23 protein-coding genes are annotated in these 19,834 nt (G+C 57.4%); 8 read left to right on the forward strand and 15 right to left on the reverse strand.

Annotated elements, in window-relative coordinates; translation table 11 throughout:
* Positions 1–49: 49 nt before the first annotated feature.
* The 3 genes from K3757_RS10550 (at position 50) to K3757_RS10560 (ending at position 2,378) form a co-directional block, all read left to right on the forward strand.
* The gene (locus K3757_RS10550) at positions 50–1,366 is read left to right on the forward strand and encodes a M23 family metallopeptidase (protein ID WP_259995422.1); all 1,317 of its coding nucleotides are present in this window, start codon (positions 50–52) and stop codon (positions 1,364–1,366) included.
* Positions 1,356–1,862, forward strand: coding sequence for a polymer-forming cytoskeletal protein (locus K3757_RS10555; RefSeq protein ID WP_259995423.1), 507 nt, complete (start codon positions 1,356–1,358; stop codon positions 1,860–1,862). The genes K3757_RS10550 and K3757_RS10555 overlap by 11 nt, the downstream gene beginning before the upstream one ends.
* Positions 1,863–2,168: 306 nt before the next feature.
* Positions 2,169–2,378, forward strand: coding sequence for a hypothetical protein (locus tag K3757_RS10560; protein ID WP_259995424.1), 210 nt, complete (start codon positions 2,169–2,171; stop codon positions 2,376–2,378).
* A gap of 367 nt (positions 2,379–2,745) precedes the next feature.
* Here K3757_RS10560 and K3757_RS10565 read toward each other — a convergent pair whose 3' ends face one another.
* Both K3757_RS10565 and K3757_RS10570 read right to left on the reverse strand, forming a co-directional pair.
* Complete coding sequence (locus K3757_RS10565) at positions 2,746–3,300, reverse strand: peptidylprolyl isomerase (RefSeq protein ID WP_259995425.1); 555 nt, start codon at positions 3,298–3,300, stop codon at positions 2,746–2,748.
* Entirely contained in the window at positions 3,293–3,799 is a 507-nt protein-coding gene (locus K3757_RS10570) for a peptidylprolyl isomerase (RefSeq protein WP_259995426.1), read from the reverse strand. Before K3757_RS10570 ends, K3757_RS10565 begins: the two co-directional genes overlap by 8 nt.
* 134 nt (positions 3,800–3,933) lie before the next feature.
* Between K3757_RS10570 and K3757_RS10575 the strand changes: the two genes are divergently transcribed.
* The 5 genes from K3757_RS10575 to K3757_RS10595 all read left to right on the forward strand — a co-directional run bounded on the left by K3757_RS10575 (position 3,934) and on the right by K3757_RS10595 (position 9,476).
* The gene (locus tag K3757_RS10575) at positions 3,934–5,127 is read left to right on the forward strand and encodes a phosphoglycerate kinase (RefSeq protein WP_259995427.1); all 1,194 of its coding nucleotides are present in this window, start codon (positions 3,934–3,936) and stop codon (positions 5,125–5,127) included.
* 185 nt (positions 5,128–5,312) lie between these two features.
* Positions 5,313–5,603: a septum formation initiator family protein gene (locus tag K3757_RS10580; RefSeq protein WP_259995428.1), complete on the forward strand. Its 291-nt coding sequence runs from the start codon at positions 5,313–5,315 to the stop codon at positions 5,601–5,603.
* A 132-nt stretch (positions 5,604–5,735) separates the two neighbouring features.
* Positions 5,736–6,746: a pyruvate dehydrogenase (acetyl-transferring) E1 component subunit alpha gene (pdhA, locus tag K3757_RS10585; protein ID WP_259995430.1), complete on the forward strand. Its 1,011-nt coding sequence runs from the start codon at positions 5,736–5,738 to the stop codon at positions 6,744–6,746.
* A 3-nt stretch (positions 6,747–6,749) separates the two neighbouring features.
* Positions 6,750–8,129 carry a pyruvate dehydrogenase complex E1 component subunit beta gene (locus tag K3757_RS10590; protein WP_259995431.1) on the forward strand — a complete coding sequence of 460 codons (1,380 nt, stop codon included), beginning with the start codon at positions 6,750–6,752 and terminating at the stop codon, positions 8,127–8,129.
* Between the two features lie 12 nt (positions 8,130–8,141).
* Positions 8,142–9,476 carry a pyruvate dehydrogenase complex dihydrolipoamide acetyltransferase gene (locus K3757_RS10595; RefSeq protein ID WP_259995432.1) on the forward strand — a complete coding sequence of 445 codons (1,335 nt, stop codon included), beginning with the start codon at positions 8,142–8,144 and terminating at the stop codon, positions 9,474–9,476.
* A 135-nt stretch (positions 9,477–9,611) separates the two neighbouring features.
* On the opposite strand, the gene cysE is transcribed toward K3757_RS10595, so the two are convergent.
* The 13 genes from cysE to K3757_RS10660 form a co-directional block, all read right to left on the reverse strand.
* Positions 9,612–10,424, reverse strand: a complete 813-nt coding sequence (gene cysE, locus K3757_RS10600) for a serine O-acetyltransferase (RefSeq protein WP_259995433.1) — start codon at positions 10,422–10,424, stop codon at positions 9,612–9,614.
* Between the two features lie 71 nt (positions 10,425–10,495).
* Complete coding sequence (locus K3757_RS10605) at positions 10,496–10,777, reverse strand: hypothetical protein (protein ID WP_259995434.1); 282 nt, start codon at positions 10,775–10,777, stop codon at positions 10,496–10,498.
* A gap of 11 nt (positions 10,778–10,788) precedes the next feature.
* The gene (locus tag K3757_RS10610) at positions 10,789–14,724 is read right to left on the reverse strand and encodes a glycoside hydrolase TIM-barrel-like domain-containing protein (RefSeq protein WP_259995435.1); all 3,936 of its coding nucleotides are present in this window, start codon (positions 14,722–14,724) and stop codon (positions 10,789–10,791) included.
* Positions 14,724–15,164: an NlpC/P60 family protein gene (locus K3757_RS10615; RefSeq protein ID WP_259995436.1), complete on the reverse strand. Its 441-nt coding sequence runs from the start codon at positions 15,162–15,164 to the stop codon at positions 14,724–14,726. Before K3757_RS10615 ends, K3757_RS10610 begins: the two co-directional genes overlap by 1 nt.
* Positions 15,161–16,048 (reverse strand): DUF2163 domain-containing protein, encoded by an 888-nt coding sequence (locus K3757_RS10620; RefSeq protein WP_259995437.1) that lies wholly within the window; start codon positions 16,046–16,048, stop codon positions 15,161–15,163. Before K3757_RS10620 ends, K3757_RS10615 begins: the two co-directional genes overlap by 4 nt.
* Positions 16,048–16,680 carry a DUF2460 domain-containing protein gene (locus K3757_RS10625; RefSeq protein ID WP_259995438.1) on the reverse strand — a complete coding sequence of 211 codons (633 nt, stop codon included), beginning with the start codon at positions 16,678–16,680 and terminating at the stop codon, positions 16,048–16,050. Before K3757_RS10625 ends, K3757_RS10620 begins: the two co-directional genes overlap by 1 nt.
* A 15-nt stretch (positions 16,681–16,695) precedes the next feature.
* Positions 16,696–17,361, reverse strand: coding sequence for a phage tail tape measure protein (locus K3757_RS10630; protein WP_259995440.1), 666 nt, complete (start codon positions 17,359–17,361; stop codon positions 16,696–16,698).
* On the reverse strand, positions 17,351–17,557 hold the full coding sequence (locus K3757_RS10635; protein WP_259995441.1) for a rcc01693 family protein: 207 nt from the start codon (positions 17,555–17,557) through the stop codon (positions 17,351–17,353). Before K3757_RS10635 ends, K3757_RS10630 begins: the two co-directional genes overlap by 11 nt.
* Complete coding sequence (locus K3757_RS10640; RefSeq protein ID WP_259995442.1) at positions 17,554–17,868, reverse strand: gene transfer agent family protein; 315 nt, start codon at positions 17,866–17,868, stop codon at positions 17,554–17,556. Before K3757_RS10640 ends, K3757_RS10635 begins: the two co-directional genes overlap by 4 nt.
* A gap of 2 nt (positions 17,869–17,870) precedes the next feature.
* Complete coding sequence (locus tag K3757_RS10645) at positions 17,871–18,299, reverse strand: phage major tail protein, TP901-1 family (RefSeq protein WP_259995443.1); 429 nt, start codon at positions 18,297–18,299, stop codon at positions 17,871–17,873.
* 67 nt (positions 18,300–18,366) lie between these two features.
* The gene (locus K3757_RS10650; protein WP_259995444.1) at positions 18,367–18,777 is read right to left on the reverse strand and encodes a DUF3168 domain-containing protein; all 411 of its coding nucleotides are present in this window, start codon (positions 18,775–18,777) and stop codon (positions 18,367–18,369) included.
* On the reverse strand, positions 18,774–19,112 hold the full coding sequence (locus K3757_RS10655; RefSeq protein ID WP_259995445.1) for a phage head closure protein: 339 nt from the start codon (positions 19,110–19,112) through the stop codon (positions 18,774–18,776). The genes K3757_RS10650 and K3757_RS10655 overlap by 4 nt, the downstream gene beginning before the upstream one ends.
* On the reverse strand, positions 19,109–19,708 hold the full coding sequence (locus K3757_RS10660; RefSeq protein ID WP_260001235.1) for a head-tail connector protein: 600 nt from the start codon (positions 19,706–19,708) through the stop codon (positions 19,109–19,111). Before K3757_RS10660 ends, K3757_RS10655 begins: the two co-directional genes overlap by 4 nt.
* Positions 19,709–19,834: the final 126 nt, after the last annotated feature.

The following is a 19,834-nucleotide window of genomic DNA, read 5'->3' on the forward strand; positions in this document are numbered from 1 at the left end:
TTGTGAGGGACACACAGATCTGTAACGGGACCAAAGGGATTTAGTGAACGTGCGTACAAAACTCGCGATTAAGACCGATGCTTTTCTGGAGAAATACTTTCCTGAACGCCGGGTATTCTTGAAATCAGATAGTGACACGCGGTTCATCCGTCTGCGACCTGCAACACAACTGATAGCGCTCGCCGGCTCATCGGCCTTGGTAGCCTGGGCCATTGTTGCAACAGCCATCATCCTGATGGACAGCATCGGCTCCGGTAACTTTCGCGAACAAGCAAAACGCGATCAACGCACGTATCAAGCGCGCCTGAACGATCTGAGCTCACAGCGTGACACCCGCGCCGAAGAGGCCCTTGCAGCGCAAGAGCGTTTCAACGCCGCCCTCGCCCAGATTTCCGTCATGCAATCCGAGTTGCTGACGTCGGAGACACGCCGCCGCGAGCTCGAAACCGGCATCGACGTGATCCAGTCCACCCTGCGCGACACGATGCAGGACCGCGAAGCAGCGCGCAGCCAAGTTGCACAACTGCAATCCGATAACGGCGAATCCATTCAGGTTGCCGCCAGCACTGCCCCGATGGATTTTCTGGCCGATGCGCTGGCCCGTACCGCACAAGAGCGTGACAAGGTCATTGAGGATTCACAAGAAGCGCTGCTGATCGCTGATGAGCTGAACCAGAAGATCGCGACCATGCAGGAGCAGAACGACACGATTTTCCGCCAGCTTGAAGAAGCCATGACTGTTTCGGTCGCGCCGCTGGATCGTATGTTCCGCGCAGCCGGAATGCCAACCGACCGTATCCTTGAGACTGTGCGTCGCGGATATTCCGGTCAGGGCGGCCCGCTTACCCCCCTTAGCTTTACCACCCGTGGCGAAAAGCCAACCGCAGATACGCTGCGCGCAAACCGCCTGATCAACCAGCTTGATCGCCTCAATCTTTACCGTCTCGCCGCGTCAAAAGCACCGTTTGCGAATCCCGTACAAGATTCGTTCCGCTTTACATCCCAGTTCGGCTTCCGCCGCGATCCGAAAACAGGCGGCCGCCGCATGCACTCCGGTGTTGATTTCGCAGCACGTACAGGCACACCACTATATGCTACGGCAGACGGTGTTGTGACCCATGCTGGCTGGAGCTCTGGATATGGTCGTCTGGTGAAAATCCAGCACGAATTCGGCATCGAAACGCGCTATGCACATCAATCCAAAATCCGCGTGAAGGTTGGTCAAAGAGTATCGCGCGGCGATCGGATCGGTGATATGGGTGCTACAGGACGGGTAACCGGCGTCCACTTGCATTACGAAGTGCGCGTGGGCGGAAAGGCCGTCAATCCAATGATCTATATCAAGGCAGCAAACGATGTTTTCTAAGAGCAAAATCAACGATCCGGCCCCAAGCGGTGCTGAACCACAAAAACCCGCAGTGCCGACTTCTTCGGCTGCTCCTTCCGCGCCGCCTCAGAAGCAGAACGAGTTCAAGGCAAGCGCCCCTAAAGCAAAGCCGCCCGCCTCTGTTCTGTCTGCCGATCTGCATGTGACCGGCAACATGAAAACAACCGGCGACATTCAGGTTGAAGGTACGGTTGAAGGCGACATTCGCGCGCATCTTCTGACCATCGGTGAGACAGCAACGATCAAAGGCGAAGTGATTGCCGATGACGTTGTCATCAACGGCCGTATCGTTGGCCGTGTCCGCGGCCTGAAGGTACGCCTGACGTCCACAGCACGTGTTGAGGGTGACATCATCCACAAGACCATCGCAATCGAAAGCGGTGCGCATTTTGAAGGTTCCGTGCAGCGTCAGGATGACCCGCTGAACCCGGGTGCAAAATCCGCACCTGCGCAAAAGGCGAACCCCGCTTCCTAAGGGATCGGTCTTTTCGACTAATACCTGAACGCCGTGAGCATCGCTCGCGGCGTTTTTCTTTGTGGCAATGGTGGGTGATTCTTAGGCCGCATCCGTCGGCTTGGGGTATAATATAGAAAAAATCCAAAGCCTCCGCCCTGCAGATTCACACTACTGATCAAGGCCATAAACCATCGACTAGGCCAGAACTATTCTTTTGGACATAGGGCTAAACCAATGCAGACCGATCTATCCGTATTTGGGTCTGACGTAGCGTCACAAAATTCTGCACAGTGGACTCAGGACATCAAATCTTGGAGAAATAAAATGACACTTGCAGAAAAAGCCCGCAACGGACGCCGCATCGCACTTGAAGCCATGGCGGAAGCAAGAGCCAACAAAAAACACGCCCTTCAGGTCATGAAGTTCAGAAGCGTTCGCCCTCTTGTTTTGCGTCACCGTGTCGAGAACATCTTCAACTTCAACGAGATTGCCTCCGAGCGCCGCCAAATGATGCCACTCCAGATCGCCTCGTAAATCTGGTTTCCAGCGTCGTCCTGTCACAGGTTCTGTTGCAGGTCAAAACCGACAAGAGCACTATCCCCGAGGGATGCGGAGCATCAAAATAAATGTGCCAATCAGTCTGAACACGCTGCATCGGCATAAATAGAGCGCAGGAAGAAATTTCGTCTAGGCAGGATTGTATTACTGGGTGGTCGTAACGAGTGAAGGGAGTTTGGCCGCGTCTATGCGTGGCGCGGTCAAGCTCCCTTAAATATTCTCAGGCTAGAGCGCGAAGGCCCTTTGGGGCGTCAGGTTCAACCCTTCTACCCCTCACACGCCGGTGAACGAAAAAAGGCGCCTCTCGCGAGACGCCTTAATTCTGGAAATTATTCTGGACGGGTTAGTCCGTAACAGTCACTTTTTTCATAACATCCGGCTGACCGACAACGGCGCCGTTACCGCCTGTGCCAAGCTTGATGGCATCCACCACGTCCTGGCCGTCCGTCACACGGCCAACAACCGTGTATTGACCGTCCAGAAAAGGTGCCGCGTCAAACATGATAAAGAACTGGCTATTGGCGCTGTCGGGGCTTTGGGCCCGCGCCATACCAACCACGCCCTTTTCGAATGGAACGTCCGAAAATTCGGCTGGTAGATCAGGCAAATCGGAGCCACCAGTGCCTGCGCGGCGCATGTCGCTGCCCATTTTGCCGTGCTCTACATCACCGGTTTGGGCCATGAAACCGTCGATCACGCGGTGGAATACCACGCCGTCATAGGCACCGTCAGCCGCAAGCGAAGTGATTTGCGCCACGTGACGGGGTGCAACATCTTCGAGCAGATCAATCGTGACCGTCCCGTTGGCTTGACCCTCCACTTCGATCACCAGACCGGAGGCTGCGACCGAACTAGCGGTAAGTGTCGCGAAAAGCGCGCTTGCGACGAACTTACGCATCTGCGGCAACCTTGACGCTGATCATACGGTCGGGATTGGCTGGTGGCTCGCCTTTGGCGATGGCATCTACATGCTCCATGCCGGAAATAACCTGACCATAAACGGTGTACTGACCGTTCAGAAAGTCATTGTCTTTGAAGTTGATGAAGAACTGGCTGTTGGCCGAGTTCGGGTTAGCAGAGCGTGCAGCACCCAAGGAGCCGCGTGCGTGCGGGATCTTTGAGAATTCTGCCGGCACGTCCGGGTGCTCGGACCCGCCGGTGCCTGCGGCACGCGGGTTGTAGTCTTTTTCCATGTTGGCGTGCTGTACGTCGCCGGTCTGGGCCATAAAGCCGTCAATGACGCGGTGGAACGCCACGTTGTCATAGGCACCGGCGCGCGCCAACGTTTTCATACGCTCGACATGCTGGGGTGCTACATCGGGCAGCAACTGGATGGTGACGGTGCCACCTTTGAGTTCCATCAGGATTGTATTTTCTGGGTCTTTGATATCGGCCATGGGGCGCTCCTTCATAAATCTTTCCCGTTACCTAAGCCGCAGAGGCACAATTGCCAAGTCAGTGCATTGACCCTCGGCAAGATAACGGCAAAACAACAGTAACTTTGCGCGCAGACAACAAGGGATCGATACTCATGAGCTGGAAAACACTGGATGACATGGACCTTCACGGCAAACGGGTTCTGGTGCGCGTCGACATCAATGTTCCTGTTGAGCGGGGCAAAGTAACCGACGCCACACGTATCGAGCGGATTGTGCCCACAGTGCATGACATCCTGGCCAAAGGCGGCACACCGATCCTTCTGGCGCATTTCGGACGCCCCAAGGGCAAGGTCAATCTTGAGATGAGCCTGCGGCAGGTGCTTCCTGCCCTGCGCCATGCGCTGATGCGGTCGGTCGCATTCGTTGAAACTCTGGACGCAGCAGAGCATCTAACAGCAGAAGCTACCGCAGCCGATGTTGTGCTGATCGAAAACATCCGCTTTCACAAAGGCGAAGAAGCCAACGATCCGGAGTTTTCCGCGCGGCTGGCCCGATTGGGAGATGTTTATTGCAACGATGCTTTCTCGGCTGCGCACCGCGCCCACGCGTCGACCGAAGGCGTTGCGCGCCACCTGCCCTCTTGCGCCGGCCGCTTGATGCAGGCGGAACTTTCCGCGCTTGAGGCTGCATTGTCCAAGCCGGAGCGCCCCGTAGGAGCCGTTGTTGGCGGTGCGAAAGTATCTACCAAGATCGCGCTGCTGGAAAATCTGGTGAACCGCCTTGATCTGTTGGTGATTGGCGGGGGCATGGCAAACACCTTTCTGGCCGCCCAAGGGGCCAATTTGGGCGCGTCGCTGAGCGAGCCGGACTATTTCGATACCGCGCGTGATATCATGGCGCAGGCTGGCAAGGCCGGGTGTCGCGTCTTGCTGCCTGTGGACGGTTTGGTTGCGCGCGAATTCAAAGCAGGTGCCGCGCATGAAGTGGCCCTTCTAGGCCCTGACACGGCATTGGAGGCTGACCAGATGGTACTGGATGCGGGCCCCGAAACGATTGAACAGGTCCGTCTCGCGTTCGAAGGCCTTAAAACATTGATCTGGAACGGCCCAATGGGCGCGTTCGAGATTGCGCCCTTTGACACGGCAACCGTTGCCGCAGCACAGGTCGCGGCAGAACAGACACGCGCAGGCACATTGATTTCAGTGGCGGGCGGCGGTGACACGGTTGCTGCCCTGAATCAGGCCGGTGTGGCAGATGATTTCACCTATATCTCGACAGCAGGCGGCGCCTTTCTGGAGTGGATGGAAGGCAAAACCCTGCCCGGAGTTGCCGCGCTGGGTGGCTAAACGAATACCCCGTTTCACCGCTGTTGCGAGGATAGGCATAGCGGCCACAGTCGGGCGGAATTCAGCAAACCGGCGTCGCTGGAGCGAATCAGGGGATTCCCTTTTCGAATCACCTATGGCATAGTCAAAAAACCGCCCGACAAGAGGCGGCGATGATCGGCAGCAATCGACAGGCACCCAGACACATGAGCAAACCCGCTTTTGGCCCAATCCTATATTTCGCGATCGCTTTTGCGCTAAGCCTGTATTTCATGTTTGCCGCTGTGCAGGGTGACTTCGGCCTGTTCCGTCGCGCCGAAATTCTGGCCGAGGCAGACACCATGCGCGCACAGCTTGCGCAGGTTCGTGCCGAAGTGGCACAAATGGATAACCTGACGCAGCGCCTGTCGGATGATTACCTTGATCTGGACCTGCTGGACGAACGTGCGCGCACGGTCCTTGGCATGGTGCGCGCAGACGAAATTGTCATCCGTTAATCAGCTCTGCCCCAACAACATGGCTCTGTTGCGCAAAGCCCTCTCGCCAAGCGCGTTCGAATCCTTTATGATATAGTTTAACGTTAAACTATATTCGGCAATTTCGATCAGCGCCGACGGGAGGACTGCCATATGGCTGCCAAAAAGCCGAGTTCCAAAACGACTTCATCCAACGTTTCACCGGAAGAGCTTAAAGCGTATTATCGCGACATGCTTTTGATCCGCCGCTTTGAGGAAAAAGCGGGCCAGCTATACGGCATGGGTCTGATCGGTGGCTTCTGTCACCTCTATATCGGGCAAGAAGCGGTTGTTGTGGGTCTGGAGGCCGCAGCCAAAGAAGGTGACAAACGCATCACATCCTACCGCGATCACGGCCATATGCTGGCCTGTGGAATGGACCCCAAAGGCGTCATGGCAGAACTGACCGGCCGCGAAGGCGGGTATTCGAAGGGCAAAGGCGGCTCCATGCACATGTTCTCGAAAGAGAAACATTTCTATGGCGGTCACGGTATCGTTGCAGCGCAAGTGCCGCTTGGCGCAGGTCTTGCTTTTTCCGACAAATACAAAGGCAATGACAATGTCACCTTCACCTACTTTGGTGATGGCGCCGCGAACCAGGGTCAGGTCTATGAAGCCTACAACATGGCCGAAATCTGGAACCTGCCGGTCGTTTTCGTGATCGAGAACAACCAATACGCCATGGGCACCTCTACCAAACGCTCCACCCACTCCCCTTCTTATTGGGAACGCGGTGCTGCGTATGGCATCAAGGGTGAAGAAGTGGACGGTATGGATGTACTGGCGGTCAAAGAAGCCGGTGAGAAGGCTGTTGAAGTCTGCCGCGCAGGCAAAGGCCCCTATATCCTTGAGATCAAGACATACCGCTACCGCGGCCACTCAATGTCCGATCCGGCCAAATACCGCACCCGTGAAGAAGTTCAAAAGATGCGCGATGAACGTGATCCGATTGAAGCGGTGCGCAGCATGCTGCTGACAGGCAAACACGCCAGCGAGGATGACCTCAAAGCGATCGACAAAGAAATCAAAGCCATCGTGAACGAAAGTGCCGAGTTCGCCAAGGACAGCCCGGAGCCGCATCTTGATGAGCTTTGGACAGATATTTACGCAGAGCTGGAGGCTTAACCCATGGCAACCGAAATTCTTATGCCCGCCCTCAGCCCTACAATGGAAGAAGGCACATTGGCCAAATGGATGGTGAAGGAAGGCGATACCGTGTCGTCCGGTGACATCATGGCCGAAATCGAAACCGACAAGGCCACGATGGAATTCGAGGCCGTGGACGAAGGTGTTATCGGCAAGATCCTGATCGAAGAAGGTACCGAAGGCGTGAAGGTCAACACCGCCATCGCGATCCTTCTGGAAGAAGGCGAAGACGCCTCTGCCATGGACAATGCCAAATCCGAGCCTGCCAGCGCGCCCGTCCCTGCTGACAAAGAACAGTCGTCAGAGACAGCCCCCGCAGCCGCCATGTCCCACCCCGAGCCCGAGGTGGACACCTCACCTGACTGGCCCGAAGGCACCACGCTTAAGAAGCAGACAGTGCGCGAAGCCTTGCGGGACGGCATGGCTGAAGAAATGCGCCGCGACGAGACCGTTTTCGTCATGGGCGAAGAAGTGGCCGAATATCAGGGCGCTTATAAAATCACCCAAGGGATGCTGGATGAATTCGGCTCCAAGCGGGTGATTGATACGCCTATCACGGAACATGGTTTTGCCGGTATCGGTGTCGGCGCTGCCTTTGGCGGCCTTAAGCCCATCGTCGAATTTATGACCTTCAACTTCGCCATGCAGGCGATGGACCAGATCATCAACTCCGCGGCCAAAACGCTGTACATGTCCGGCGGTCAGATGGGCGCGCCTATGGTGTTCCGTGGACCAAACGGTGCCGCAGCGCGCGTGGGTGCCCAGCACTCTCAGGACTATGCCGCATGGTTTATGCAGGTTCCCGGCCTCAAGGTTGCGATGCCCTATGCAGCGTCCGACTATAAGGGCCTGATGAAGACAGCCATTCGCGATCCCAACCCGGTGATCTTCCTTGAGAATGAGATCCTTTACGGCCGCACCTTCGATGTACCCGATCTGGATGATTACACCGTGCCTTTCGGCAAAGCCCGCATCTGGCGCGAAGGCGACGATGTCACCATCGTGAGCTTTGGCATCGGCATGACCTACGCACTGGAAGCCGCCGACAAATTGGCCGAAGAGGGCATCATGGCCGAGGTCATCGATCTGCGCACGCTGCGCCCGATGGATACGCCCGCGATCATCAAATCCGTGATGAAGACCAATCGTCTGGTCACGGTTGAAGAAGGCTGGCCGCAAGGTTCTGTCGGGAACTACATCAGCTCAGTCGTGATGCAGGAGGCGTTTGATTATCTGGACGCCCCGGTGATCAACTGCACAGGCAAGGATGTCCCGATGCCCTATGCGGCGAACCTTGAAAAACACGCGCTTGTCACCACCGCCGAGGTGATTGAAGCTGTGAAAAAAGTAACATACAAATAAGGAGCGGACACGATGCCAACAGAAATCCTCATGCCCGCCCTCTCACCCACCATGGAAGAAGGCACGCTGGCCAAGTGGCTCGTCAAAGAAGGCGACACAGTCTCCTCCGGTGACGTGATGTGCGAGATCGAAACAGACAAAGCGACGATGGAATTCGAAGCCGTCGACGAAGGCGTGATCGGTAAGATCCTGATCGAAGAAGGCACAGAAGGTGTGAAGGTTAATACCGCCATCGCCGTGCTGCTCGAAGAAGGTGAAAGCGCTGATGACATCACAGATACGCCCGCACCAAAGGCGGACACATCAAGCAATGCCGCGCCAGCCGAAGCCTCTGACGCAACAGCACCGGCCAAAGGCCATGGTCGCGGCGAAACCGATGCCACAAAAGCCCCCGCCGCTGGCGCAAAATCAGATGGCAGTCGCATCTTCGCCTCTCCTCTTGCGCGCCGTATTGCTGCGCAAAAGGGTCTGGATTTGGCAGATATCAAAGGCTCCGGCCCCCACGGACGGATTGTAAAAGCAGACGTCGAAGGCCTGTCAAAAACAGACGCTCCAAAGGCGGCAGCACCTTCCACACCGGACAAAGCAGCTGCACCTGCGGCATCTATGCCAACGGGCCCCTCCAGCGATGCTATCGCCAAAATGTACGAAGGCCGCGAGTACGAGGAAATCACCCTCAACGGTATGCGCAAGACAATTGCAGCACGCCTGACCGAGGCAAAGCAAACAGTGCCGCATTTCTATCTGCGCCGCGATATCCAGCTTGATGCGCTAATGGCCTTCCGCGCCCAACTCAACAAACAGCTTGAACCGCGTGGCGTTAAGCTATCGGTCAATGACTTCATCATCAAAGCCTGCGCCCTTGCGCTGCAACAGGTACCAGACGCCAACGCCGTCTGGGCCGGTGACAAAGTATTCAAACTCAAGCCATCCGATGTTGCCGTTGCCGTCGCGATTGAGGGCGGGCTGTTCACCCCTGTTCTCAAAGACGCCGAGATGAAATCCCTGTCAGCGCTCAGCGCAGAGATGAAAGACCTTGCAGGACGTGCACGTGATCGCAAGCTTGCGCCGCATGAATATCAGGGCGGCAGCTTTGCCATCTCTAATCTGGGTATGTTCGGCATCGATAACTTCGACGCGGTTATCAACCCGCCCCACGGTGCTATTCTTGCTGTGGGCGCTGGCGTGAAAAAGCCAGTTGTTGGCGCTGACGGGGAGCTTGGAATCGCAACAGTGATGTCCGTCACCCTGTCCGTCGATCACCGGGTTATTGATGGCGCTCTGGGCGCCCAGTTGCTCGCAGCCATCAAAGAAAATCTTGAAGCGCCCATGACGATGCTCGCCTGATATTTCTTTTGGCGATAAATATCCTGGGGAGTTTGAGGGGCTAGCCCCTTAACCCATCCTTCTAAAAAACGTTTAACATCAAAAAAGGCCGGAGCATCGCTCCGGCCTTTTTCAATACGGCAACTATCCTAATCGCTATTCTTCCCAGGGTCCAAGCATGTGGTTCATAGAAATAGAAGGTTGTTCACAGCCAGCTTCACCTACAATGCGTGCTGGAATTCCGGCGACAGTCTTGCAGGGGGGAACATCTTCCAGCACCACAGAACCTGCAGCGATGCGGCTGCAATGGCCGATCTTGATATTGCCCAACACTTTGGCCCCTGCCCCGATTAGCACGCCATCTTCGATCTTCGGATGGCGATCTTCTTCTTCCTTACCAGTCCCACCCAGCGTCACAGAATGCAGCATCGACACATTGTCGCCGACAACAGCCGTCTCACCGATCACGACAGAATGAGCATGGTCGATCATAATCCCCTTACCCATGCGCGCGCCGGGGTGGATATCCACGCCAAAAATCTCGGAAACACGCATCTGGAAAAAATAGGCCAGATCACGTTGGCCGCGCGCCCATAGAAAATGGCTTACGCGATAGGCTTGCACAGCCTGATAGCCCTTGAAGTAAAGGATCGGCTGCAAAAGCCGGTGACACGCCGGATCACGTTCATAGATTGCCACCAGATCGGCGCGGGCGGCTTCTACCAAACCAGGTTCATCTGCATAAGCTTGGTCCACGATTTCGCGCACCACCATCATCGACATCTCGTTTGAAGAAAGCTTGGCGGCAATCCGATAAGATAAAGCCTTCTCGATCGAAGTATGATGCAGAATCGTCGCATGCACAAAACCACCAATCAGCGGTTCATCCGCGGCCGCCTTTTGCGCATCAAGTTTGATCTGATCCCAGACAGGATCAACAGAGGCGATTTTACTACGAGGACTTGCCATAACGTGGCTCCTTTATCTCGGCGTGTTTCCCTATTTACCACAAATCGGGCCGCTGCAAAGACGTAGCATGATCAAGTCAGGGTGAATTTCCCGCGCCGACGGGCCAAAGCAGTCAAAACAACAGCCATCGAAAGACAGTAATCCGGCGGCTGTTTAAGGGGACCATGGTGCTTTAGATGGGCCAGTGCCGCCGCGCGCAGGCTGCCGTCCCCCCATGCGGGATGCAATCTATGCAGGCGTTTGACGTACTTATCGGCAACATGTGCATGCCAGAGCAGCTGTTGGCTCAGGGCCGCACCCGCGCCCATGTGAACTGTCTGCACCGCGCGCGCCGCGTGGTGCAGATCACTCAAGCCAACCTTCCTCACAATCCGGTGATCTCTGTCCGCGAAAACAATCCCGGGCCATAGGCGGATGAGACCTGAGCCACTTCGATCGCAAACGGAGCCTGCACCTCATCTGCGGCTTGCGCGGCGGCGCTGTATTCAAACACCGGCGCTTGAACTACGACCTCTCTTAAGATGTTTTCCTCTTTCACAATGCGCAGCAGATAGGATTCACCTTCTTCACCCAAGGGCACCTCAAGAGGTTCCCAAGCGTCCCCGTCAATTCGTGTCCGCCTTACCCAACTAATTGACAGTGCACCGTCCGGCTGCGGTCGCGTGCGCAAATGTACAGGCGCGTACGGGCGCAGACCATTACCGTCAAAAGCGCGGCTGAGCTGGCGGAACGAGGGATCATCCACGGGTCTTTGGGCTGGTCCGATCCGGTAATTCTGCAAGACACGGCGCAGATTTCGTCCCATCTCAATCTGCAACGGCACAGAATCTAGCACCACGATTTGCGATCCAGTAGGCCAGACATCCGGCATCAGCCCATCTGAGCCCGCCTGCCCCCGCAGCCTGTTCCGCAATAGATAGGTACGCGGCCCGATCAGCTCAGCATCGGCAAACTGGAACAGCTCCCAATTCCCACTACTACCATCGCCGATCGCGGCCAGATTGGCCCCCGACAGCAGAGCATCTTGGTCTACCGACTCCAGTTGCCCGCTTATCAAACAAACCTCCAACGCGTCGCCGCGATCAATAAGGCCCGGACATGCGCGCAACATAGGTGACCGTGTGCTACCCACCGTGGACCGGATCGGGAGGACCGTATTAAGCTTATAGTTCTGGTCCGTCAGGCTGGAGTAAAGCGCCACGCTCCCCGGCCATGGGTTCGCACTCGCTGCAATATACGGCGCGTGTGGGACTTCATCGCCTGTCAGCAACGGAAGATCCATAAACAGCGGATAGACTGGCACTGGCGCCACGAATTGCTGCAAGCCGATCAGCTCGTCAGACAAGGGGGATGGCTCATAAACCTCAGGGTCAATCCGGACCGCCTCAATCTGCTGATAAGCAGCCTGATCGACCCGATCAATCCGGTACAATGATGGCCCCTCTCCCTGATCACCCGAAAGCTTCACCACATCCCCGGATCGCACGGGCATTTTTGATGGCGGCAAGGCAAATTGAACGCTTTCACGCGCGATGCGCGCCTCATTGAGCCAACGTTCGGCCACCTGACGGCCCTCAGCACGGGTCAGAAGCATTGTGAATTCCGTTGCGGCGACCGCATGGGTCTCCTCATCGGGCAGCACCGCCTCTTCAGAGATAACGTCAAAGCTGGCATCTGCCTGAATAAAGCGAACCCTTACGCGGCCTGAAAGGGATGCATCCGCTTCGCGCACCTGCACGAAAGTCCCGTCCAAATCCGTGCTGACCGCAAATTCGTCAGGGTTAAGCTGCGTCTCTCGTTGGCCATCACGCATCCGAAATGTCAGCACACCGTCCCGTTCGATCGCGTCAAAGCCGTGGCGAACCATCAGCGGCTGCAACGAAGCACGCGCATCGCCAACGTCCGATACGCCATAGCCACGGACCAGCCCGTAAAGACCGCTAGTGTCACAATCACTCACGCCTGCACGGCGGCAGATTTCGCCCACAACCGATGCCAGGCTGCGCGAGGAACTCCGGCCATTCAACCAATGACCGCGCGCGTAGTTGGAGCCATCACTCCAAAGTTCGCGGCTGTTCGGGAAGAACGGAAAAGGCCGCACATCCCACGCCCATACGAAGGCGCGGCTCATGTCGATCATCGGACCTTCATATTCAATTCCTTGCGGGTTGTTTTCCGGTTGGGCCCAATAATCGATCATTGCCCGTAGATACTGCATCTGCATCAGATCATCGCGGCGCCCGTCAGAATAGCGTGGCAAACTGCTTTCCGAAGATTTGAGGTCCAGAAACTTGTTCGGTTGGTTCGTACCCTTATCAATTGCAGCACAGCCGTATTCCGTGAACCAAACGGGCTTTTGTCCCCGTAGCCAAGCTGTCGGCTCATTGCTCCGCACACCGTCAACACGGTCATAATGCAGATTGGCCCACCAGTTCCGGATATCCTTGTAACGATATATCCACGGCTCATCATAGGCACCGTCCGTGATCGGCGTGCGTATCTGGGCATCGCGTTCTTCTATCGACCCGTAGTACCAATCATACCCCTCACCGCCCTCGATGTTGGATTTGAGGTATTCAAGATTATAAATAGCATCCCAGTCTTGCGCATCCTTATGGGCAACGCCCTCTCGCCAATCGGACAGAGGCATATAGTTGTCGATACCGATAAAATCGATTTCGGGGTCTGCCCAAAGGGGGTCCAAGTGGAACAGTCGGTCGCCGGTGCCGTCCTGCGGCTGATAGCCGAAATATTCGCTCCAATCTGCCGCATAGCTGATTTTTGTGTCCGGCCCAACAAGCGTGCGAACCTCTGCTGCCAATGCCCGCAACGCGACAACTGCCGGAAACGTATTCCTGCCGGAGCGGATTTGCGTCAGCCCGCGCATCTCAGAGCTGATGCAGAAAGCGTCTACTCCGCCCGAAGCAGCGCAAAGTGCAGCATAGTGCAATATGAACCGTGACAGGCTCCATTCTTGCGGACCATCGTAGCTGACGGCGCCGTTGTGTACAGTGAAGTCAGATGCTTGTACCGTGCCAAAAAACGCCGCTACTTCGGCTTCGGCAGCGGAGGTTGTGTCTGGCGATCCTTCCCTCCCCGGTGCAACTGACAGAGTGATCCGGCCGCGCCATGGCAATGCAGGCTGCCCCTCCTCGCCCGTATACGGGTTGGGCAATGTGTTGCCCTTAGTTTGGTCCATCAGGATGAACGGATAAAACATCACCGCCTTGTTTGCAGCATTCATCGCTTGAATCGCCTCAACCACAGCGGCGTCCGCAGGCGTGCCGCCATAGATGGGTCGGCCATCAGCGGCCCGGGCGATGACCTGTGCAGCATCACGGGTTAGTCCTGCCACTTGCCACCGCATTTCATCGCCGTCGATCTCGGGGTCCTCGATTTTGGGTTGCACGCGGCATTCACCAGCCCGCAGGTCCGATCCAAACCATGACACAACCAATGATGCCGACTTAAGCTCTGGCAACTCCTCGTCCATCGCTTCCAACGAGGTGGAGAAATCGGTTTTGCCAGAAGGGGAATTGATGTTGGCGCTCCAGCGTGAGTGATTTTCGCCCTCGTATGTCACCGGGGTCGTGGCCAATGCGTATTCGCCCGTGCCAGGTATTAACGCGACACCCTCCACTCCGTAGCTCAGCGCATGGCTGGCATCTGGTGCACCTCGCTGTTCGGGGCGAACTACCTCAAAGCTGAACTGCGGCACACGGTTGCCAAAGCGTTGCAGCGCAAGCGCCTCCATCACCACATACGCCGTTCCTCGATAGGCTGGCACCATCCCCGTGCCTTCTATCGCTTCCATGAGCGGATCAGCTTGTTGGTCTGCACTGCCTTTGTAGACGGTCATGTTCAGATCATCGGGCGCGATTTCTTCGCCGTCAGCCCAAATTCGTCCGACGCGGGTGATCTCCCCCTCACACAGGGCAATCGCCAAATTCACTGAATAGCTGTACTCGGTCGTTTTTGGCTGGGCACTGCCGCCCTTCCCTCCGCCAGTGGTGGAGGTAATCTCTTCAAAATCAGACGCCCAGATTATCTGACCGCCAAGCCGCAGCCGACCATAAAGTTGGGTGATCGGGTCACCTTCCCCAGCATTGGTCAGTCGGAACCTGTCCACCTGCCCCGTCTCCACGGCCTGCGCACCTGTGCCAAGTATTTTCTGGTCCACCACACGGCCTAGCGTCGCCCCGACGGCGCGCCCGATCGCCACCGATGACAACCCCGCAACCGTTCCGCCGATAGAGCCGCCAACAGCCGCTCCTGCCGCTGAAAATAAAATCGTCGCCATTAGATGACCTCCTCGGGAAATTCAAAACAAGCCACCACACGGCGACGCCACGGCGCGCTCAGCGGGCTTTCGACAACACCATGACGTGAATAGGCATGGATAAAACGCGGGGCGCTACCCGCTTGCGATTGGATCCCCAGATGTTTGGCGACAGCGCTTTGCCGCATCCTGAACAGCAGCACATCACCTGCCTCCGCCTGCGACACAGGCTTCGTTTCCAGATGACGCAAGGCCGCTTCCCAAAGCCGCTCTTCTCCCTGCGGCTCCGACCAATCCATTGAATACGCAGGCACTGACTCGGGCTCTTGACCGTAAACCTCCCGCCAGACGCCACGGATCAGCCCCAAGCAATCGCTTCCAGCGCCTCGCGTGGCTGTCTGGTGCACGTAGGGAGTTCCAATCCACTCCCTGGCCGCCTCAATGATGTGCGCGCGGCTCATCTCAGCGATCCGCCGCTATTTACATTCTTGCTGCTCGGTACCGAGACCACCCAATCTTCACCCGGCAAATCAGGGAATCCCTGATAGTTGTCGAAGTTGTTGAACTTGAGGCGGCAGGTCTCTGCACGCTTGTCACAGCCCGCGATAAGACGCACCTGCGTGCCGGCCTCAACCAGTCCTCGCACAGGTTCCCAAAGCTCGATGACTCTGGCATTCCCTTCTACGCGGTCTGATTTGATTGTCCCCCAAAGACCCTGCGCGGGGCCACTTAGAACCTCCAACCGGCCACGCGTGAACCAGTCGGGGTCAAAAGACGAAAAATCCTGCCAGACAAAACGACGGGCGCCGTCCACCGACTGGACGGGCAAAGACTGCGCATAGCTATCCCTTGCGAGGTTAAAGCGGCAATTGCTATCACCCAGAACTGCGGAGCATGGCTTTTGATAGACCCTCCCCAGCGGTCTGTTCAGGCCTTCGGTCAGGCCGCGTAATTCTGCACGAAAACCGCCACCGGCGCGGGTTAGCTCGCCCAGATGGCCTCGGAAATTCAGCCAGTGCTGATCAGTATCTACCCAGTTGACCAACCACGCCCGCACTTCGGCGCCGTCAAAGCGGCCCTGTTCAATCTCGTCTTCGCGTAAAGAGGCATCCGACAGCGCACCAAGCGCTTCTGAGTTATCCACTGACAGACCTGTTGATTGCGCCAGCGCCAGCGCGGTCAATCCTGTATCCGCACGAAATTCGTATCCCGCGAAACGCAGCGGCAAATCGTGGTCGGTGAACGCAAAGACGACACCGTCTTTGCGCGTAATTGCCCAGGCGTGGCAGACGGTGGTCAGCCCGCCACGCAGGTGTTCGGCAAGTTCTGTGTTGAAATCACCCATTACACACGCACCTCGCGTACCGGAATATCGGGCACCTGACCTGCATGAAAACTCGCAATGTTGGTGAGCAGGCTATCGCTGTCGAACCGGACTGGTACGTCGAAATGAAACCCGGCAAAGACCCGCGTGTCCGGATCGGGCGGATGGCTGAAAGTAATCACCCCCGAAGTCTCGTCCACTGTGTAGTCAACGGCCTCTTGCTTGTCGTCCTGCTCTACCGCGATCAGAACACTGCCTTTCACAGGCTTAGCGATGGGCCGCGCATAGACATGCCCGCCAGATCGGTAGGTCTTGATCAATTGGAACATGGTGGTGACACCGTCACCTGTCGCAATCTGCTGGTCGCTGCGGTCAATCTCGGCAGAAGGCTTGGAGGATTTGTAATCCGACCAGTCCTTCCAACGGAAACCATACATCTGGCCATAGCGCGCTTCGTAGAAGGCGATCACAGCCTCCACATCATCAAGAGAACGCAGACCCAGCCCCGCGTCATAGACGCGCCGCGAATGGGCCCAGGGCGTATTGCGCTCTTCAAAGCCGTTGGCAAGCGCAACCACATCCACCCGTCGCTGCGGACCACCCAAGGCGCCAAAGCTTAGATCAGGCGGGAATTGTACCTCGTGAAAGTTCATCTGGAATCCCCCTTCTTACCGGTTTTTCTGGCCAGCGCTCAACGCGCGGCTCATTTGGGCGGCGATCTGGCCGCGTGAACGCTGGAATCCAGCGACATCAGGGGTGGAGATATTCATCACCACTGTGGGCGCGGATGAGCCGCCTCCGCCTGCACGCACGCCAAGCTTGCCGTCAGGTCCGCGCGCCAGTGGCATAATCGCTTCCGGCCCCGCCTCGCCCATCACGCCCATACCGCCGCGCATTCCGAAATGCGTGGCCTGACTGACGACCCCGCCATCGGCAAAAGGCATCACGCGGCCCTGACTGAAGGGGGCACCGTTGGCAAAGGGCAAAATACCTTGCACCAAACCGGTGACACCTTGCGTCAGCAGGCCGCCAAAGTGGTCTGTGACAGGCTTGACGGCCGCGTTATAGGCGCTGTTTGATAGCGACTGCGCTACCGTGCTCAACGCATCCGACAGCTTCATCCCGTCAAACACCACCCCGTCAAAGGCCTTGCGCAAACCGCGGCTCAACCCCTTCTCCAAGGTCGCTACATCCCGCCCCGTCGCCGAGAGCGACGTGCTCATCCGGCGCAGTTCGCTATCGAAGCCCGAGACCAGAATACTGGTCTGGCCCAGCGTCTGGTTGAGCGATTGCGCGTCTGTTGCCAGATCGTCAAAGCTGTCATCATTCATCATCGTGATCCTTTTTCTTGTCGGGATAGGCGGCCATCAGCGCGGCCAACCCGTCACTCAGCATCGGCGCATCGCCCGCCTTGCTGCCCAGCATCATCTGCAACTCCGCCGGCGTCAGCGCCCAGAAGGCATCAGGCGAAAGGCGCAATCCGTACAACCCGGCGCGCATCAGCGCAGGCCAGTCGAAGCCTGTGCTCATGACTGCACCATGAACGCCCGCGCCAATAGCTCGGCTGCGGCTTGGGCCGCGCGCATGGGCCCGCCGTCTATCTCGGCTTGTGCAAGACTATCGGGGCTCATATCGATCCCGCCGCCACGCAGCCCCGCGCATAATAGCGCCAGCACATCCCGCGTGCTGAACCCGCCTGTTTCAAACCGCTGTACCAGCGCCATCAGCGACGGCTCGGACAGGTCTTCTTCCAACTCTGCCAAAGCCCCCAGTGTAAGTCGCATACGGTGATGCTGATCGTTCACCACCAGCATCACCTCTCCCCTCCACCGATTTTCCATGGTCACTCAACCGGATCGACGTAAGGGACGAACTGCAACTGACCGGCAGAGGCCAGCGACAGCTCATACGTGGCTTCGCCATTAAGCTGACCGGCATACTCCAGCGAGGTCACCTGAAACGGCCCCTCCACAATGCCGAATTCAGGGATTACCACCTGAAAGTTCGGCGTCAGACCATCGAAAAGAAGCTGGCGCGCGCGCTCGTCGGTGGCCGCGTCACGAAATACCCCCGACCCGCTGATCGCAGCCGACCGAACACCGGCGCCCGCCAGCAACTCGCGCCAACCGCCTTCACTATCAAGGGAAGTCACATCGACCGCTTCGGCGTTGAAACTGATGCGCGTGGCGCGTAACCCCGCAATGGTCTCAAAATTCCCGTCAGTGCTCATGTCTACTTTGACCAATAGGTCTTTACCTGCTTGAACAGTCATTCGTTATACTCCTGTGGTGTGCCACTTGGGCTTTGGAAATCTGTCGCCCCGTCGGGGGCATGTTTGCTCAGTCGTCCTGCACCCGCGCGCGAAAGCGCAGGTCAATCTGTCGGGCACTCGCCGCATCAATGCGCCGGGCCGTAGCCCTGTCGAACCGCAGCGAAACCAGCCTGCCGCGCGATAGCTCCAACTTGGCGTCTTGCAAGGCGTCGCTCACCACCGTTGCTGCGGCTTTGGCCATCGCAAAACCGGGACTGGTCGTGATAACCGAAACAGTCATGTAGTGGACCGCGCCTGCACCACTGATGTCGGATGCGTCGCGCACGGTCTCGGACCCCAGTCTGACGTAGATATCCGGGACGTTCCCCGCTGGCACAGCATCATAGATACCAGCTCCGACAATGGCGCTTAGCGCAGCATCTTGGGTCAAAGCTGTAAATACCGCAGCCTGAAGCGCGCCTGAAACCGCATAGCTCATACGACCTGCTCCTCTTGTGCAAAGCAGGCCAGATAGCGCCCCTCGGCGTCATGCTCGGCCACTGCTTCGATGGTGAAAATCCGCTCTCCCTCGCGAAAGCGTTGCTGAGCAGCGGGGCGCTCCGGGCTACCTATTGCAGCACCGCGGACGATAATGCGGTAGGCCATGCGGCTGACCGGCGCGCCACTTTGCGCGGTCTCGCGTCCGCTACGCGGGGTTACTTCGGCCCAAACTGTGCCAACAGGGACCCAGCCCAGCACATAGCCGCCAGCGCCATCACCCAGCTCTGCGGGTGTTTCAAGAACCAGCGCACGGTTAAGACGGGTCGTCTTCATATCCGCGCCCCGCTACGGCCAAGACGCAGTGCACGGTAGCGCTCGATCAGTGATGTGACGCCGAACGGCATGCAGCCGTCACTAAGCGCCGTATCATGACGGTACTCGTAGTAATGGGCCGCCAGCATCAGCACAGCCTGCTGCATGTCAGCAGGCACATCATCCCATTCGGGACCGTATCCAGCCAGAAACCGAACGCGGATCTCACCACCGGTTTCCGGCGTCGGCAGGCTGGCTCCGGCGGCACGCAACCGTGGCGTATGGCCGTCCCGCTCCAGCCAATAGGCATCAGCATCCACCAACTGCTCAATCCCGCTGCGCGTCACGCGCTGGACATCCGCAATCACCGTCACCGGCGCCAAGGTCAGCGATAGAGCATCAGCAGAGCTGAGCGAAGACACCGAAAGCGTGAATTCCCGCTCAATCAGCACCTTGCCTGTCCGCGCCTCGATTGCAGCTATGGCGGCCCGCAGAAAGCTGCCCAACACCGCATCTTGCAGGGTGTCTTCGGCAAACCCTGTCCCCATGCGCAAATGCGCCTTGAGGGCCGCTACCGGCAGGGCCGCATCCGGCACATTTGTTTCTTCGATCAACATCCCAAAGCCTCTCTCAAACTTCACGTCAAAATTCCCGGCCTGACAGGCCACCTCCCCCCTTCCGAACGCGCACCCTCCTTCGCATTGCTCGGTCGGAGGGGAGCAGCTAGACAATGCGAAAGGAAA

The organism is Sulfitobacter sp. S223 (assembly GCF_025143825.1).
In the GTDB taxonomy this organism is placed as follows: domain Bacteria; phylum Pseudomonadota; class Alphaproteobacteria; order Rhodobacterales; family Rhodobacteraceae; genus Sulfitobacter.

What these genes read in the sequence shown, in the direction of transcription:
- K3757_RS10555 (WP_259995423.1), top strand. Translation starts at nt 1,356, where the DNA reads ATGTTTTCTAAGAGCAAAATCAACGATCCGGCCCCAAGCGGTGCTGAA.
- K3757_RS10560 (WP_259995424.1), top strand. Translation starts at nt 2,169, where the DNA reads ATGACACTTGCAGAAAAAGCCCGCAACGGACGCCGCATCGCACTTGAA.
- K3757_RS10565 (WP_259995425.1), bottom strand. Translation starts at nt 3,300, where the DNA reads ATGCGTAAGTTCGTCGCAAGCGCGCTTTTCGCGACACTTACCGCTAGT.
- K3757_RS10570 (WP_259995426.1), bottom strand. Translation starts at nt 3,799, where the DNA reads ATGGCCGATATCAAAGACCCAGAAAATACAATCCTGATGGAACTCAAA.
- K3757_RS10575 (WP_259995427.1), top strand. Translation starts at nt 3,934, where the DNA reads ATGAGCTGGAAAACACTGGATGACATGGACCTTCACGGCAAACGGGTT.
- K3757_RS10580 (WP_259995428.1), top strand. Translation starts at nt 5,313, where the DNA reads ATGAGCAAACCCGCTTTTGGCCCAATCCTATATTTCGCGATCGCTTTT.
- pdhA (WP_259995430.1), top strand. Translation starts at nt 5,736, where the DNA reads ATGGCTGCCAAAAAGCCGAGTTCCAAAACGACTTCATCCAACGTTTCA.
- K3757_RS10590 (WP_259995431.1), top strand. Translation starts at nt 6,750, where the DNA reads ATGGCAACCGAAATTCTTATGCCCGCCCTCAGCCCTACAATGGAAGAA.
- K3757_RS10595 (WP_259995432.1), top strand. Translation starts at nt 8,142, where the DNA reads ATGCCAACAGAAATCCTCATGCCCGCCCTCTCACCCACCATGGAAGAA.
- cysE (WP_259995433.1), bottom strand. Translation starts at nt 10,424, where the DNA reads ATGGCAAGTCCTCGTAGTAAAATCGCCTCTGTTGATCCTGTCTGGGAT.
- K3757_RS10610 (WP_259995435.1), bottom strand. Translation starts at nt 14,724, where the DNA reads ATGGCGACGATTTTATTTTCAGCGGCAGGAGCGGCTGTTGGCGGCTCT.
- K3757_RS10615 (WP_259995436.1), bottom strand. Translation starts at nt 15,164, where the DNA reads ATGAGCCGCGCGCACATCATTGAGGCGGCCAGGGAGTGGATTGGAACT.
- K3757_RS10620 (WP_259995437.1), bottom strand. Translation starts at nt 16,048, where the DNA reads ATGGGTGATTTCAACACAGAACTTGCCGAACACCTGCGTGGCGGGCTG.
- K3757_RS10625 (WP_259995438.1), bottom strand. Translation starts at nt 16,680, where the DNA reads ATGAACTTTCACGAGGTACAATTCCCGCCTGATCTAAGCTTTGGCGCC.
- K3757_RS10630 (WP_259995440.1), bottom strand. Translation starts at nt 17,361, where the DNA reads ATGATGAATGATGACAGCTTTGACGATCTGGCAACAGACGCGCAATCG.
- K3757_RS10635 (WP_259995441.1), bottom strand. Translation starts at nt 17,557, where the DNA reads ATGAGCACAGGCTTCGACTGGCCTGCGCTGATGCGCGCCGGGTTGTAC.
- K3757_RS10640 (WP_259995442.1), bottom strand. Translation starts at nt 17,868, where the DNA reads ATGGAAAATCGGTGGAGGGGAGAGGTGATGCTGGTGGTGAACGATCAG.
- K3757_RS10645 (WP_259995443.1), bottom strand. Translation starts at nt 18,299, where the DNA reads ATGACTGTTCAAGCAGGTAAAGACCTATTGGTCAAAGTAGACATGAGC.
- K3757_RS10650 (WP_259995444.1), bottom strand. Translation starts at nt 18,777, where the DNA reads ATGAGCTATGCGGTTTCAGGCGCGCTTCAGGCTGCGGTATTTACAGCT.
- K3757_RS10655 (WP_259995445.1), bottom strand. Translation starts at nt 19,112, where the DNA reads ATGAAGACGACCCGTCTTAACCGTGCGCTGGTTCTTGAAACACCCGCA.
- K3757_RS10660 (WP_260001235.1), bottom strand. Translation starts at nt 19,708, where the DNA reads ATGTTGATCGAAGAAACAAATGTGCCGGATGCGGCCCTGCCGGTAGCG.